The sequence below is a fragment of the Staphylococcus sp. GDX8P80P genome, assembly GCF_017893095.1.
In the GTDB taxonomy this organism is placed as follows: Bacteria; Bacillota; Bacilli; order Staphylococcales; family Staphylococcaceae; genus Staphylococcus; species Staphylococcus borealis.
The window spans coordinates 1-16,450 of the sequence record NZ_JAESMI010000127.1; the positions used below are offsets into that span (position 1 = coordinate 1).

Genomic DNA, 16,450 nt, shown 5'->3' on the forward strand with positions numbered 1-16,450 from the left:
CTGGCATTTTTGCTAGGAATTCTGTCCCACTCCCTATAAAAATGTATTGACAGTAGTTGACTGAACTAAAAGGGCATTTGTAACAATCTGCTTTTAACTTATCTGAGTCGATGCTTTCATAATTTTACTTTATGTTCTTTGTTATATGCCAAATAAGATTGAATGCCTTTAGCTATATCAAATTGAGGGTGATAACCTAATGATTCAAGTGGTGTAATGTCAGCACAAGAATGCTTAATATCTCCAAGTCTTGGTGCTTTAAAGTGGTATGGGATACTGTAATTGAAGCCCTTTTCAAACGCTTTAAAAACTGCTTTCAGATTTGTTTGTATGCCCGTACCTACATTGAATATTAAACCACTTGTTGCTGGGGTATTCAGCACAAGCCACATAGCAGCAATTAAATCATCAATATAAACAAAATCACGAGTTTGTTCACCATCACCATAGAAGGTAAATTCAGTCTGATGCGTAAATCTATGATTCATTATTGAGATGACACCTGAATAATCCGAGTTTGGATTTTGTCTTGGACCATAAACATTAAAGAATCTGAGACAAGCGCAAGGCATATCATATAAATGATGGTAAATCTTAGCATACTGCTCTCCAGCGTATTTCTGTATTGCATATGGAGATAATGGCGATGGTTTAGAGTGAGAAACGGATTTAGGTAAACTTGGTAAATCACCGTAAATGGCTGCCGATGAGACAAATATGAATTTTTTAATTTGCTTATTGTACGTTCGAATGGTTTCTAGAAGATGAACTGTGGCATCAATATTAATTTGATTAGATAAAGATGGTTTCTCAATTGTTTCAACAACACTCACCATGGCTGCTAAATGAATAACATAATCAAATTGCTCTTGACGTATTAATTGCGTTACAAACTCAAAATCGGTGATATCCTTGACGTAAATATGTTCTTTATTAACAAAGGGAATATTGTGTAAGTATCCAGAACTTAAATTATCGATAACATGTACCTCGATATTCTGCTTAACAAAATGTTCGGCTACATGTGAGCCAATAAACCCTGCTCCGCCTGTAATTAATGCTTTCATTTGTGTACTTCCTTTTCTTGATGTCGTTAATTTGTGTAATTATATTATACTTTATTTTTGTAAAAATATAAAATTATAATAATATCGTTTGTATTTTTTTTTGCGTGAAACACCCATCTGACTAATAATTAAAACTTTTCAGATAATATGTATGTAAGCGATTGCAAAAATAACCCGAAGCATAGTAGAATGAAATTAATGATACAAATTATCATTTTAAGTAAGTCAATGTTTTACTGATTTTTATAATTCTTACAAATACATAGGGGGTAATTAAGAATGGTAGTACCTTTCAAAAATGAACCTGGGATTGATTTTTCAGTACAAGAAAATGTAGAAAGATTTCAAAAAACGTTAGAACAAGTTAAAAGTGAATTTGGTCAAACACTTCCAATTGTGATTGACGGTGAGCACATTACTAAAGATGATACATTTGATTCAATTAATCCAGCTAATACATCGGAATTAATTGCTAAAGTATCTAAAGCAACTAAGGAAGATGTTGATAAAGCATTTGAATCTTCAAATAAAGCTTATAAAGCGTGGCGTCAATGGTCACATAAAGATCGTGCAGAATTATTATTACGTGTAGCAGCAATTATTCGTCGTCGTAAAGAAGAAATTTCTGCGGTTATGGTATACGAAGCAGGTAAGCCATGGGATGAAGCAGTAGGCGATGCGGCTGAAGGTATCGACTTTATCGAATACTATGCACGTTCAATGATGGAATTAGCAGATGGTAAACCGGTATTAGACCGTGAAGGGGAACATAACAAGTACTTCTATAAATCAATTGGTACAGGTGTAACGATTCCACCTTGGAACTTCCCATTTGCTATCATGGCTGGTACAACATTAGCACCAGTAGTAGCTGGTAATACAGTTCTATTGAAACCTGCTGAAGATACAGTATTAACTGCGTATAAATTAATTGAAATTTTAGAAGAAGCAGGTCTTCCTAAAGGTGTTGTTAACTTTGTACCTGGTGATCCTAAAGAAATTGGTGACTATTTAGTTGATTCTGTGCATACACACTTTGTTACGTTCACAGGTTCTCGTGCAACTGGTACACGTATTTATGAACGTAGTGCAGTGGTTCAAGAAGGCCAAACATTCTTAAAACGTGTTATTGTAGAAATGGGCGGTAAAGATGCGATTGTCGTTGATGAAAATATTGATACGGATTTAGCTGCAGAGTCAATCGTAACGTCAGCATTTGGCTTCTCTGGCCAAAAATGTTCAGCATGTTCACGTGCTATCGTACACAGTTCAGTTTATGATGAAGTCTTAGAAAAAGCAGTAGCATTAACAAAAGAATTAACCGTTGGTAATACTGTAGATAATACATTTATGGGTCCTGTAATTAATAAAAAACAATTCGACAAAATTAAAAAATATATCGAAATTGGTGGTAAAGAAGGTAAAATTGAAATTGGTGGCGAAGCTGATGATTCAACAGGTTACTTCATTAAACCAACAATTATTTCAGGATTAAAATCATCTGACCAAGTAATGCAAGAAGAAATCTTTGGTCCAGTGGTTGGCTTTACTAAATTTGATAATTTCGAAGAAGCAATTGAAATTGCGAATGATACAGACTATGGTTTAACAGGTGCAGTGATTACGAATAATCGTGAGAACTGGATTAAAGCAGTGAATGAATTCGATGTAGGTAACTTATACCTTAACCGTGGATGTACTGCAGCAGTTGTAGGTTACCATCCATTTGGTGGCTTCAAAATGTCTGGTACAGATGCTAAAACAGGTAGTCCAGACTACTTATTAAACTTCTTAGAACAAAAAGTCGTTTCAGAAATGTTCTAAGATCAAAAAATATTTTATAAATATAAAGCTGGGAGTGGGACGATGAATTAAAAAAAGAATTCAGTCCCACTCCCTTATATTATAGATTCTGTTACAGCACATTCTTAATGAAATAAAACAGAGATTGTTGTGAATTATGAATTAAGTTGTGTGTAATCTTGCCCGTGTAACATCCAACGTACGCCATATTTATCAGTGAAGGCACCCATTTTTCCACCCCAGAATTGTTCTTTAAGCGGCATTTCGATGTTTACAGAGTCGTGATTTTTAATTTTATCGTAAAATTGTTGAACTTTATCTGAATCGTTATGATCATTAACATCGAAATCGATAAGCAGTGAAATACCATTATTAATATTCTCTACGCGTCCAAATGAATCGGAACATAAGATTTTGACGCCTAATACTTCGAATTCTGCGTGCATAGTAGCGTCTGCAGCTTGTTCTTTCGTCATGCCAAATTGTTCTGCTTGTGCTTCGCTAATGTCTAATCTTTTAACGTTTGTAGCACCAAAGACGTCCTCGTAATAAGATATTGCTTCTTTTGCTTTTTCGAATGCTAAATATGGAAATAATTCAGTCATGATTTAACCCCTTTTTATTAGTTTATAACCAATGCCATTATATATTGATTTATAATAAATAGCGATTAATACCTATTGACGACTATCAAAAAAAACATGAAGAAGTAGCTTTGATGCCTACATCCTCATGTTTATTTAATCGTGTGCTTTGACATTGATAAGTTTATGAAAAATTTGGTCCATTTGCTTAGGTTTGATTTCTACATTTTCATCCTTTTTCCAATCCATAAATGCATTTAGCACGGAACCGAAGACATAGAATACTAAACTCTTAGGAACGACACCGTCAACAGTAATGCGATGCATGTTTGCTTTGAAGTCGTTCTGCATGATTTCAATCAAATAGTTATTGCGCGCTTCATCAAATGCTTTATCATTGAATTGTTTATGTTCAATTCTAGATATTTCTTCTTTATTAAACGTATTGGCTAGTGTTTGAAAAGGATTATTCAAACGTTCTTTAATGTCAGTCGCAAAATAATCATCATGTGTTAATTTCAATAGCTGATTTAATAATTCGAATTTATCATAAAAGTGTTTGTAAAACGTCGTGCGATGCACACCAGCATTTTTGCAAATCATATTTACCGTTATAGTTGAAAATGCTTCTTCTTCTAGCAACGAATATAGACTATCTGTTAATGCTTTTTTGGTCTTAATTACCCGTAAGTCTTTATCATTCAAAATTGTTCTCCTCTAACATCTATAGAAGAATCTAATCATTTTATAGAAACATAATATCTAATTATAGATTATATAAATACATAAATAAACATGTATTTACATTAAAGATGTAAATAACGTATAAAAATTAAACTGATATGAAAATTCTGAAATATCGTGTACGATGATTTAGACGATGCGTTTCAAAGCATTGTGAAAGGGTATATGTTATGCAAATAGAAACATTGTTTAACGAATGATATTAAACGAGTTCTGTATGGGAGGATTTCAATTATGAAGGGCAGTAAACAATTAGATCAAATTAAAGAGGATAATAAGAAGCAACTTAAGAAATTATTTAAATATGATAAAGATAGCGCGCTAACATTTAGTAAAGAAGACCGTGAAAAGGTTCAAGATAAATTTGGCGTTTATGTTATTTTTGATAAGAAAACGCCTATTTTCGTTGGACAAACTGGTGGTTACTCTACAGGGTATCAACTAATTACTAAGGATTTATTTAATAAATTAGGTCAATATAATTTAAAATCAGGTGTAGGGACGACTAAATTTAAAAAAGGCTTAGCACAACAAAAAGGGGTTAATGTAGACGATATAAAATCAATTACAGCTGAAGATTACAATTTGAAATTCCAATATGTCAATGTTAAAAATGAACCAGCATTCATTAACGTTTTAGAAATTTTAGCCATTGAATATGCTAAAGACAAAGGTTATGAATTATATAATTTTAATCAAAACTAATGTGATTTTTTACACCTGTAATATGGTTGGGAATTAAGGTTAAGACATTAACGGATTTAAGCAATGAATTTAATGCGACTTTCCGTGTGTCTTAGCCTTTTGTTTTTATTTTCTGAAAAGTGGTATGGAAGAATAAAAGATATGAAAAGTAGGAGATACTATGGCAATCCATGTCCACTATCAAGACCAAGCACATCGTTTTCATACTGCATGTACATTTTCAGCTATACCTGAAGATGCAAGACTTGTATGGGTTGATTTCGAAAATCCAACTCAAAATGATCAAGCAATACTGACGCAACGGTTCAATATTGCTAAACACCACTTAGAAGCGTCTGTATTTACAGTAACAAGACCCAAAATAAGTACCCATCCGCATAAACAACATTTATATCTCATACTCCATGCGATAGGTCACAATGATTTTTCAGCAGAACCACTAAGTATAACTGTAAAGCATAATTGGATGATTACCGTACATAAATATCCCATGAAGGTTTTATCAGACATCATTTCATCATTCAATACGTTGCCGAAAGACATAACTGTAACTGAACTGGTAGCCGTCATGATTGATAGAATCACAGATGAATATTTTAATTATGTCAATCATGTGGAGGACATTGTCTTTTCTTTTGAAAATCAGAATGTAGATAAAGTTAATAACCGTAAATTAATGGATGATGTCTATCACATTCGCTCTGAAATTATTAAACTCAAGCGTGTATTGATGCCAATGGAACAATTACTAAATGAAATGATAGATGAAACATCATTAAACGTATCACACGAGTATCAGTTATTGATTAAGCATATTCATAGTAGGTTATTAAGACAGAACGATACGTTAATGGCATGTGAACATATTACAGATGATATTAAAGATAATAATGAGTCTTATCGTTCTAATAGAATTAATGGCGTGATGAATGTGTTAACGATTATTTCATCCATATTCTTTCCATTATCATTTTTAACGGGATGGTATGGCATGAATTTCTCCTATATGCCTGAACTCGATTGGCATTATAGCTACTTTGTCTTTATCGCAATTTCGATCATAGTTGTTGTATCACTCATTACACTTTTTAAAAAGAAAGATTGGTTCTAACACAAATTAAGCGTGGGGCAATGAATACAATTTGGATTCTGCCCCACTTTATTAATGATTGTGTGTCTCTTCGGTAACGTGTTGACTATACTTTCGTTTGTAATATCTTGATAGTTTCATATCGTGAACAAAAGAAATCACAGGTCTTGCAGTCATTTGAAGACTACCAATCACAAATAATATTGTGCCAGCAATCATTGTTTGATCACTAAAGAATAAAAAGCTTCCTATCAAGAATATAATGCCTAATACAATATCATTGATTTGATATAGTGCTTTGTAGAAGAATGAAATTTGTTTAGCATGATCATCTTCATTAAATCGGTTCGTATTGAAATGCAAATCAACATCATCTTTATTTAAACCAGCCACAGGTACACCCCCATTATTTAAGTATTGTTTCATACTTCCCGTTGTACATTGGCATCAAACTTCGTCATAATGGTCAGAAAGGAGGGGTTTGATGGCGTATTCAATGCTTTACGAATCACCCGTGCAAAACTTAGAGCTCATTAGTGATGGCAAGTCACTCACACATCTACTTTATAAATATCAGGACACGACAGTAACACATCCTACTAATCCGGAGCTAGATGTCTTCAAAAAAGCGGTTAAATGGTTGAATCAATATTTTGATGGACAGCGTCCGACTATTGATTTTTCGCTTAAACCAGAAGGTACTGCATTTCAAAAAAGCGTATGGCAGAAATTACAACACATAGAATATGGTCAATTAAAAACGTATGGTGAGATTGCACATCTAGTAGGAGAAGAACGCGGTAAACCCAATATGTCTGCACAAGCAGTGGGTGGCGCAGTAGGTAGTAACCCTATTTCAATTATTATCCCATGTCACCGTGTAGTTGGTAAAGATGGTAGCTTAACAGGGTATGGTGGCACAATTAATCATAAGATCAAACTACTCGAACTTGAACAAGTAGACATGACTCACCTGTATCGACCTAAACATTCAACCAAACCGTGATCATAGTGAATATAAATAAAAAGAGGCATAAGAGACACCTTGCTAAAAGTGCATGTCTCTAACGCCTCTTTACTATGAATGATGTTATTCAGGACGGTGATATTGACGAATATCATCTTGAATACGTTCTAAATAGTAAATAGATGTGTCGTCATTTGATTGTTCCGTATCATGATCGAATTCTAAATTATCGAAACGTTTAAAGAAACTTTCGTAGCCTTCAACTGAGACTTCATGACGATCATTCAATAATGCCTTATGTCCATCAATATCTAATTGTTTATCGTAACCCTCAACTAGAGTGGCACTAAAGAATTCTCCAACTGAACCTGAGCCATAGCTAAATAATCCAATTGTTTGACCACCTTTAAGTGATCGATTCTCTAATAATGAGATTAAGCTTAAATATAATGAACCTGTATAAATGTTACCTACATAACGATTGTAGTATACTGCATCTTCATAACTAGAAGTTAAACGTTCTTGTGTTGTTTCATCGGCATCATTAATAATAGAATCCAGTGCTTTTTTACCCATTTTAGTAAATGGTACGTGGAAACATAATGATTCGAAGTCAGATAGTGATTTACCTTCACGACGCGCATATTCATTCCAACTTTCTTGGAACGATTTAATATAGGCATCTTTAGATAAAGCTCCTGCAACTAACGGGTATTGATGTCCAGTTGGTCTCCAGAAATCATAAACATCCTCTGTATATGCAACAGCGTCATCATTTAAGGCTAAAATACTAGGATTATGAGAAATTAACATAGCCACTGCGCCAGCACCTTGTGTTGGTTCGCCACCAGATTGAATACCATAACGTGCTGTATCACTTGCGATGACAAGGACTTTTTCTTCAGGACGTTTCTCAATATAGTCTTTAGCTAATTGGATGGCAGGTGTTGCAGCATAGCAAGCTTCTTTCATTTCGAAGCAGCGTGCAAATGGCTGAATACCTAATAAATTGTGTATTTGAACTGCCGCAGCTTTGGCATTATCAATTGCAGATTCAGTCGCTACAATGACCATTCCAATATGTTTTTTATCATCATCTGTTATAATATCTTTAGCAGCATTAGCCCCCATAGATACAATATCTTGTGATACTGGACTGACTGCCATTTGGGTTTGACCAATCCCAATTAAAAATTTATTTGGATCAACTTGGCGAGCTTCTGCAAGCTTAGCCATGTCTACATAGTATTTAGGGACGTAAAAGTTAATTTTATCAATTCCTATACTCACGGGCACTACATCCTTTCATTATTCTAATTTTTATAATTCATATTAATAGTAGCTTTTTGTGACAATTTCATTTAAAATGCTCACTAACAGAAAGCGTTTTCATTCTAATGGTTAAATGCAATAACGCATGTCGTTTAATAGCGTAATATAATAAAATACGTGAAACTGCATGGTATAACATTGAGTTTGAGAAAACTTCTATCGGCTATTATTAATAATCATATTAATAGTTATTTTACCAAATTAAATAACTAAATTACAATTTATATATAAACTACATATAAGGAGATAAAGAATGAAAAAAATTGCTATAGTCAGTGCTAAAAGAACACCAATCGGTAGATATAAAGGGAAATTAAGAAATTATTCTGCAGTTGAATTAGGAACGACAGCTTTGAAAGGTGCCATCGAAGCTGCGAACATTGATCCTAATATCATACAACAAGTTATTTTTGGAAACGTATTACAAAGTGGCGTAGGACAAAACCCAGCACGCCAAATTGCGATCAAAGCCGGTGTACCTGATACAACACCAGCTATGACAATTAACGAAGTATGTGGTTCTGGGCTTAAAGCGATCATATTAGGGAAACAGTTAATTCAATTAGGCGAAGCGGATGTTGTTGCAGTCGGTGGGGTTGAAAGTATGACCAATGCCCCTCAATTAATTTTGAAAGAGGGTCAAGAACCTGTTGAAAGCTTTATGCACGATGGGTTAACAGATGCGTTTCATTATGTACCAATGGGCGTAACAGCTGAGAATATCGCTGAAAAATATGACATCACACGTGAAATGCAAGATGAATTTGCAAATCATTCACAAGCAAAAGCAGCTAAAGCGACTCAAGAAGGTAAATTCAACAATGAAATTATTAGCATGACAGACGCTGAAGGTGAAGAAATGACTTCAGATGAAGGTGTGCGTCCAAATAGTAGTGTTGAGAAACTTGCAACATTAAAGACAATATTTAAAGAAGATGGCACAGTCACAGGTGGTAATGCTTCAAGTATTAACGATGGCTCATCTGCACTTATCTTGATGGAAGCATCGTATGCGAAAGCACACGGGTATGACATTCTTGGTATTGTTGGAGACTATGCTGAAGTAGGTTGCGATCCTCAATATATGGGTTATGCACCATTCTATGCTGTTGAGAAGTTACTGAATAAAACAGATAGTAAAATCGATGATGTCGATATTGTAGAGATGACTGAAGCATTTGCGGCACAAAGTATACCAGTTAAAGATAATTTGCATATTCCAGATGACAAGTTAAACATTTACGGTGGTGCGATCGCATTAGGACACCCAATTGGTGCGAGTGGCGCTAGACTTGTCACAACATTAGTGAATGCACTTGAACAAGAGAATAAACGCTCTGGTATTGCAACGGCATGTATCGGTGGTGGTCTAGGCATCGCTTTAATGATTGATAAAGGGGAATAATAGTATGAAGCAATTAGATAAGTCGTTTCGACATTTATCTCGTGAAGATAAATTAAAACAACTCGTTGATTATGGTTGGCTAACAGATGACAACTATCATGTATTATTAAATAATCCATTAATTAATGAAGAGGTTGCGAATAGTTTAATCGAAAATGTAATAGGCCAAGGAACGTTGCCTGTAGGTTTATTACCTAAAATTATTGTTGATGACAAAGCATATGTTGTACCAATGATGGTTGAAGAACCTTCTGTTGTAGCTGCAGCAAGTTATGGTGCCAAATTAGTCAACAATACAGGTGGTTTTAAGACGGTCAAAAGTGAACGCTTAATGATTGGTCAAATCGTCTTTGATGATGTCAACGATACAGCGGCGTTAGCTCAAGACATTCAAGCATTAGAACCACAAATTAAGCAAATTGCAGCTGAAGCATATCCATCAATTATAGAACGTGGCGGTGGATATAGACGTATTGAAATCGATACGTTTCCAGAACATCAACTATTGTCATTGAAGGTTTTTGTTGATACTAAAGATGCAATGGGTGCCAATATGCTTAATACGATTTTAGAAGCTATTACAGCACATTTAAAGAATGAATTTCCAAATCGTGATGTGCTCATGAGTATTTTGTCTAACCATGCGACAGCCTCAGTCGTACGTGTACAAGGTGAAATTGATATCAATGATTTAAATAAAGGTGATCGTTCTGGAGAAGAAGTTGCACACCGCATGGAACGTGCCTCAGTATTAGCACAAGTTGATATCCACCGTGCAGCAACTCATAATAAAGGGGTAATGAATGGTATCCATGCAGTTGTCCTAGCAACAGGGAATGATACGCGTGGTGCTGAAGCGAGCGCACATGCATATGCAAGTCGTGATGGGCAATATAGAGGTATCGCAACTTGGAAATATGATAAAGAACGTGGACGTTTAATTGGAACGATTGAAGTACCGATGACATTAGCTATTGTTGGTGGCGGTACAAAAGTGTTGCCAATTGCGAAAGCTTCACTCGAATTATTAAATGTTCAATCAGCACAAGAACTAGGTCAAGTTGTTGCTGCCGTAGGATTAGCACAGAACTTTTCAGCGTGTCGAGCGTTAGTTTCTGAAGGTATCCAAAAAGGCCATATGAGCTTACAATACAAATCGTTAGCCATTGTTGTTGGTGCTAAAGGTGATGAAATCGCGCGTGTTGCCGAAGCATTAAAACAAGCGCCTAAAGCAAACACTGCAACAGCGCAACAAATTTTAGAAGATTTACGACGATAATGATATATAGAAAAGCCACTACGTATGACTTAAGGACTGTATTTAAGTACCTTACTCATGGTAGTGGCTTTTATTTATTCATTTAATGTCATAATTTCATTTAGTAGATGTAATTATAATTACGTGCTGACCATTTACTTAAGTAACGTGTACCGTAACCATTTGGTCTATTATAGTTATATTCAGAAACTTTAATACTTCCATTTTTATATACGGCTTCGACAACAGCAACATGACCATAATAACCTGCAGTAGATTGCATTACTGCGTAGCGTTTAGGTGTATGACCAGTTCTATAACCAGAGCGTTGTGCGTTGTAATACCAATTCTTAGCATTTCCCCAACGATTTGATACAGGTTTACCTAGTTGAGCACGACGTTGATATGCCCACCAAGTACATTGACCTTTCGTATAGTAATTATAAGAAGCGGCTTCAGATACGTGCGTGTGTTCAATAGTTTGATATGTAAAAGTTCCTGCGAACATGATTCCAGTAGCGAGTAAAAGACGTGAAAATAATTTTTTAAATTTCATTGTGTTCTCCTCAAAATATAAAAGAATTAAAAACTGTATTAATCATATTGGTTAAAAAGGTCTAATACAATATAAGAAACGAATTATACAAATAACTGTAATATATATGAAATATAACAGCGTAATTTGTAACTTATTTTACATTAAAGTAAATTTGCACAATTTCGCACAGTAGCATAGTAATGTTTTAAAGTTCGAAAGACTTTTAATTTCAAATGCGGGGGGGGGGATGGGACGACCAATTCAAAAAGAATTCTGTCCTACTCCCAAAAAAAGCGCCATAAAGGCGCTTAGTGAGATGATACGTCCATGATGTATAATAACAAGTTAGAAATCATACATTTGTGAATTGGTTAAAAACAGCCAATGCTCTTTTAACGATAGTCACGGGTATGTTTTCTGGACATGGATTATTTCGAAAATATGACAATACTTCTACTTGGCTCTTCACGTCTTTAGGGAAATTGCTATCTTGATTAATCCAATTTACCAATTCACCTAATGGTGTGTCATCACCAACAAAATTTTGCATAAATTCGTAAAAGCTCAATGCCTCACCTCTTTAATCAAATTGAGCCTATGTGATTATAACATTTTTTGAAAAGGAAACATATAGGGTCAAACATTGAAATTTAAATATCATAGTGCATGGAAACATATAGTTTTACTTTAAATATTTTTATTTTCTCAAAAATATTTCGTGTATAATGAAATTATAATAATGAACAAAGAGGGTGAGCATTTGGATATCAAACATATGAAATATTTTATGGAAGTGGTAAATCAAGGTGGTATGACAAATGCTTCAAAATCTTTATATATCGCTCAGCCAACGATTAGTAAAGCGATTAAAGATATTGAAAATGAATTAAAGATGACATTATTTGATCGTCAAAAACGCTATCTCGTACTTACGGATGCAGGTAAAATATTCTACAAAAAATGTGAAGAAATTATTGCCTTATATGATAATATTCCTTTTGAAATTAATGGACTATTGGGATTGGAAACAGGCCATATCAACATTGGGATGTCAGCAGTGATGGATATGCAACAATTTATTTATATTCTTGGTGAGTTCCATAAACTATATCCTAACGTGACATACAATTTAAATGAGAGTGGCGGTAAATCGATAGAAACACGTCTGATCAATGACCAAATTGATATTGGTATTACAACTATTCCGATTGATGAAAATGTCTTTGATTATTTACCTTTATACAGTGAAGATTTAAGGCTGGTTGTAAGTAAAGAGCATGAACTTGCTACACGTGATTCAGTGACAATGGCTGAGTTGAAGAATGAAGATTTTATACTATTTAACGAAGATTTTTACCTCAATGATAAAATTATTGCTGCAGCTAAAAATGCAGGTTTTCTTCCAAATACAGTTTCGAATGTTTCGCAATGGAACTTTATTGAGTACTTATTGCTAGCACACTTAGGTGTAAGTATCTTACCAGAACATATTGCAAATATGCTCAAAGATAATATTAAAAGTATTAAAATTGAAGATACAGGTATGAGCTGGGAATTAGGTGCCATTTGGAAAAAAGATAAACTATTAAGTCATGCAACATCTAAATGGATAGGTTTTATGAGTGAGCGATTGAAATATGATTAAAATCATAGGTCTATACAATTATATAAACTAAAATAACATCTTATATCATATGTTTTATTTAAGGGTTGGAATGTGTATTCGCATTCCAACTTTTTTATGTAATCAAAATGAGGGCTTGAATACATTTTTTACAAGATAAACACATTATTTGAAACTACTAATGATAATCGTTAAAGCGATTACATAGAAAAAAGCTATAGGTCGTATTTAAAATGGATATTTTTCTATTTTTGAACGTTGAATTAGAATGATGAATATAGGTTCAAAATTCACTGTAACAATTTCGACATATTTTAGTGGGAGGTCAGTCATCTTGAAAAAATTATTATTTATTTCAAAAGTTATCATACAAATTGCCATTATCATAGTCATTAGTTACTTAGGTAGTTTGTTGCAAACATTATTGCATATACCACTAGCTGGAAGTATCGTAGGCATGATATTGTTGTACATTTTACTTGAGTTGAAAGTGATACGCATGAATTGGATATCTGAAGGTGCAGAGTTCCTATTAGCTACAATGGTGTTTTTCTTTATACCTTCCGTTGTAGGTATTATGGATATTGTGTCTGATATCACGAAGAGTTATATCATTTTCTTCTTATTAATTATTGTAGGTACAAGTTGCGTTGCACTTGCTTCTGGTTACATTGCTGAAAAGATGGTTAAACAACCTAACGTTAAGAGAGGTCATCAATAGTATGACATTTATTCAAGCAATCTTAATGATATTGTTGACCGTCGTTATGTATTTTGCTGCAAAAAAACTACAACAAAAATACGATAATCCATTTTTGAATCCAGCATTAGTTGGTTCAGTTGGCGTCATTATCGTATTATTGTTAACACATCAAAACTATCATGATTACATGACAGGTGGTAAGTGGATTAACCATCTATTAAATGCCACTGTTGTATGTTTAGCTTACCCACTATATAAGAATCGACATAAAATTATTGAAAATTTAAGTATTATTTTTACGAGCGTGATGGTTGGCGTAATACTTAATTTTGTGTTAGTGTTTACCTCGTTGAACTTATTGGGTTATGACGAGGAAACCATCGTAACAATATTACCACGTTCAATAACAGCTGCTGTTGGTATTGAAGTCTCACAAGAATTAGGTGGTACGGATACGATAACAGTCTTATTCATCATCACTACTGGACTAATCGGTAGTATGATGGGATCAATGTTATTGAAAGTAGGTAATTTTAAGACCTCTATAGCGAGAGGTTTAACATATGGGAATGCATCACACGCGTTCGGTACCGCAAAAGCATTAGAACACGATATTGAATCCGGTGCATTCAGTTCAATTGGAATGATATTGACTGCTGTCATAAGTTCAATACTTATTCCAATCATGATTATTTTGTTCTACTAAAGGGAATATATACTTAGTACTCGTTGAAAAAGAGAAAGGGGCTATTGTAATAATGGCGAAGATAAAAGCAAACGAAGCATTAGTAAAAGCGTTAGAAGCATGGGATATTGACCACTTATATGGCATTCCTGGGGATTCAATTGACGCAGTAGTAGATAGTTTACGTACAGTTAGAGATTCATTTAAATTCTATCATGTGCGTCATGAAGAAGTAGCAAGTTTAGCTGCAGCTTCATACACTAAAATGACAGGAAAAATTGGGGTAGCATTAAGTATCGGTGGTCCTGGTATCGTTCACTTATTAAATGGTATGTACGATGCAAAAATGGATCGTGTCCCTCAATTAATCTTAGCAGGCCAAACAAACAGTACATTATTAGGTACAAAAGCATTCCAAGAAACAAACATTACAGATATGGTTTCAGATGTTTCTGTATACAACCACCAAATTAAAAAAGGTGACAACGTATTTGAAATTGTAAACGAAGCAATTCGTACTGCATACGAAAAACGTGGTGTCGCAGTAGTTGTATGTCCTAACGACTTATTAACTCAAAAAATTAAAGACACTACAAACCGTGCTATAGATACTACTAAACCTAAAGCACCAACGCCAACACTACGTAGCATTAAAAAAGCTGCAAAATTAATCGATAAAAGTAAAAAACCAGTTATGATCGTTGGTGTAGGTGCACAAAATGCTAAAGATGAATTACGTGAATTTGTTGAAGCAGCTAAAATTCCAGTTATTCATACGTTACCAGCCAAAACAATCATTCCTGATGATCACCCATATAGCATTGGTAACTTAGGTAAAATCGGTACAAAAACATCTTATCAAACAATTCAAGATGCCGATTTATTAATCATGGCAGGTACAAACTATCCATACGTTGATTACCTACCTAAGAAAAATATTAAAGCTATTCAAATCGACACAAACCCAGATGTCATTGGTCATCGTTTCAGTGTCAACGTAGGTATCGTTGGTGACGCTAAACTTGCTTTCCACCAATTAACTGATAGCATTAAACACGTACCACAACGCCCATTCTTAGAAAAAACATTAGAACGTAAAGCTGTTTGGGATAAATGGATGGAACAAGACATGAATCAAGAAAGTACGCCAATCCGTCCAGAACGCTTAATGAAAGCTATTAGCAAATATAGTGATGACGATGCGGTATTCTCAATTGATGTAGGTACGTCTACAGTTTGGTCAACACGTTACCTAAACTTATCAGTTAATAATAAATTTATTATTTCTTCTTGGTTAGGTACGATGGGTTGCGGTCTACCAGGCGCAATTGCTTCTAAAATTGCATTCCCTAAACGCCAAGCAATTTCTATTAGTGGTGACGGTGCATTCCAAATGGTAATGCAAGACTTTGCAACTGCTGTTCAATATGACCTACCAGTGACAATTTTTGTTATGAATAACAAACAATTATCATTCATTAAATATGAACAACAAGCTGCTGGTGAATTAGAATATGCCATTGACTTCTCTGATATGGATCACGCTAAATTCGCAGAAGCTGCTGGTGGTAAAGGTTATGTCTTAAAAGACCCAAGCCGTATTGATGAAGTAGTAGAAGCAGCGTTAAATGAAAATGTACCAACTATCGTTGACGTACATGTTGATCCAAATGCTGCACCATTACCAGGTAAAATTGTGAACGAAGAAGCAATTAATTATGGTAAATGGGCTTACAGATCAATTACTGAAGATAAAAAATTAGACTTCGACGAAATTCCACCAATTTCAGTTGCTGCTAAACGTTTCTTATAATAAATATTCAGCGTTCTACTAACGCTTGAGACAAAATTGCCGACAAAACTTTGGTTTTGTCGGCAATTTCTATTTAAAAAAGTATTGAAACCGTTTTATCATAGGTATATAATATAAATTAATTGAAAAAAA

General features: G+C 34.3%; 17 protein-coding genes. 10 read left to right on the forward strand and 7 right to left on the reverse strand.

The window, feature by feature from the left end:
- Positions 1-116: 116 nt before the first annotated feature.
- Positions 117-1,067 (reverse strand): NAD-dependent epimerase/dehydratase family protein, encoded by a 951-nt coding sequence (locus KA858_RS10545; RefSeq protein WP_210135655.1) that lies wholly within the window; start codon positions 1,065-1,067, stop codon positions 117-119.
- A gap of 279 nt (positions 1,068-1,346) precedes the next feature.
- Between KA858_RS10545 and pruA the strand changes: the two genes are divergently transcribed.
- Positions 1,347-2,891 carry an L-glutamate gamma-semialdehyde dehydrogenase gene (gene pruA, locus KA858_RS10550; RefSeq protein WP_210135656.1) on the forward strand — a complete coding sequence of 515 codons (1,545 nt, stop codon included), beginning with the start codon at positions 1,347-1,349 and terminating at the stop codon, positions 2,889-2,891.
- 134 nt (positions 2,892-3,025) lie between these two features.
- On the opposite strand, the gene KA858_RS10555 is transcribed toward pruA, so the two are convergent.
- The gene (locus KA858_RS10555) at positions 3,026-3,475 is read right to left on the reverse strand and encodes a VOC family protein (protein ID WP_107629132.1); all 450 of its coding nucleotides are present in this window, start codon (positions 3,473-3,475) and stop codon (positions 3,026-3,028) included.
- Positions 3,476-3,610: 135 nt separating this feature from the next.
- On the reverse strand, positions 3,611-4,159 hold the full coding sequence (locus KA858_RS10560) for a TetR/AcrR family transcriptional regulator (protein WP_075108182.1): 549 nt from the start codon (positions 4,157-4,159) through the stop codon (positions 3,611-3,613).
- A 273-nt stretch (positions 4,160-4,432) separates the two neighbouring features.
- Here KA858_RS10560 and KA858_RS10565 point away from each other — a divergent pair, with 273 nt between their 5' ends.
- Positions 4,433-4,903, forward strand: a complete 471-nt coding sequence (locus tag KA858_RS10565) for a hypothetical protein (protein WP_053028849.1) — start codon at positions 4,433-4,435, stop codon at positions 4,901-4,903.
- Between the two features lie 160 nt (positions 4,904-5,063).
- Positions 5,064-6,014: a CorA family divalent cation transporter gene (locus KA858_RS10570; protein ID WP_210135657.1), complete on the forward strand. Its 951-nt coding sequence runs from the start codon at positions 5,064-5,066 to the stop codon at positions 6,012-6,014.
- Positions 6,015-6,065: 51 nt separating this feature from the next.
- On the opposite strand, the gene KA858_RS10575 is transcribed toward KA858_RS10570, so the two are convergent.
- Positions 6,066-6,419, reverse strand: coding sequence for a YrhK family protein (locus KA858_RS10575; RefSeq protein ID WP_210135658.1), 354 nt, complete (start codon positions 6,417-6,419; stop codon positions 6,066-6,068).
- A gap of 58 nt (positions 6,420-6,477) precedes the next feature.
- Here KA858_RS10575 and KA858_RS10580 point away from each other — a divergent pair, with 58 nt between their 5' ends.
- The gene (locus tag KA858_RS10580) at positions 6,478-6,999 is read left to right on the forward strand and encodes a methylated-DNA--[protein]-cysteine S-methyltransferase (protein WP_107629128.1); all 522 of its coding nucleotides are present in this window, start codon (positions 6,478-6,480) and stop codon (positions 6,997-6,999) included.
- An 84-nt stretch (positions 7,000-7,083) separates the two neighbouring features.
- Here KA858_RS10580 and KA858_RS10585 read toward each other — a convergent pair whose 3' ends face one another.
- Positions 7,084-8,250 (reverse strand): hydroxymethylglutaryl-CoA synthase, encoded by a 1,167-nt coding sequence (locus tag KA858_RS10585; RefSeq protein WP_210135659.1) that lies wholly within the window; start codon positions 8,248-8,250, stop codon positions 7,084-7,086.
- A gap of 295 nt (positions 8,251-8,545) precedes the next feature.
- Here KA858_RS10585 and KA858_RS10590 point away from each other — a divergent pair, with 295 nt between their 5' ends.
- The gene (locus tag KA858_RS10590; protein WP_053028844.1) at positions 8,546-9,697 is read left to right on the forward strand and encodes a thiolase family protein; all 1,152 of its coding nucleotides are present in this window, start codon (positions 8,546-8,548) and stop codon (positions 9,695-9,697) included.
- A 4-nt stretch (positions 9,698-9,701) separates the two neighbouring features.
- Entirely contained in the window at positions 9,702-10,976 is a 1,275-nt protein-coding gene (locus KA858_RS10595) for a hydroxymethylglutaryl-CoA reductase, degradative (RefSeq protein WP_210135660.1), read from the forward strand.
- Positions 10,977-11,076: 100 nt separating this feature from the next.
- Here KA858_RS10595 and KA858_RS10600 read toward each other — a convergent pair whose 3' ends face one another.
- Complete coding sequence (locus KA858_RS10600; RefSeq protein ID WP_053028842.1) at positions 11,077-11,511, reverse strand: CHAP domain-containing protein; 435 nt, start codon at positions 11,509-11,511, stop codon at positions 11,077-11,079.
- 334 nt (positions 11,512-11,845) lie between these two features.
- Positions 11,846-12,061, reverse strand: a complete 216-nt coding sequence (locus KA858_RS10605) for a sterile alpha motif-like domain-containing protein (protein ID WP_053028841.1) — start codon at positions 12,059-12,061, stop codon at positions 11,846-11,848.
- A gap of 192 nt (positions 12,062-12,253) precedes the next feature.
- On the opposite strand from KA858_RS10605, the gene cidR reads away from it, so the two are divergent.
- From cidR to KA858_RS10625, 4 genes are all read left to right on the forward strand, one after another.
- A complete protein-coding gene (gene cidR / locus KA858_RS10610) occupies positions 12,254-13,138 on the forward strand; it encodes a cidABC operon transcriptional activator CidR (protein ID WP_053028840.1) in 885 nt (294 codons plus the stop codon).
- Positions 13,139-13,451: 313 nt separating this feature from the next.
- The gene (locus KA858_RS10615; protein WP_053028839.1) at positions 13,452-13,838 is read left to right on the forward strand and encodes a CidA/LrgA family protein; all 387 of its coding nucleotides are present in this window, start codon (positions 13,452-13,454) and stop codon (positions 13,836-13,838) included.
- Between the two features lies 1 nt (position 13,839).
- Positions 13,840-14,526: an LrgB family protein gene (locus KA858_RS10620; RefSeq protein WP_075108174.1), complete on the forward strand. Its 687-nt coding sequence runs from the start codon at positions 13,840-13,842 to the stop codon at positions 14,524-14,526.
- A gap of 52 nt (positions 14,527-14,578) precedes the next feature.
- Positions 14,579-16,318, forward strand: coding sequence for a pyruvate oxidase (locus tag KA858_RS10625; RefSeq protein ID WP_053028837.1), 1,740 nt, complete (start codon positions 14,579-14,581; stop codon positions 16,316-16,318).
- Positions 16,319-16,450 lie beyond the last annotated feature (132 nt).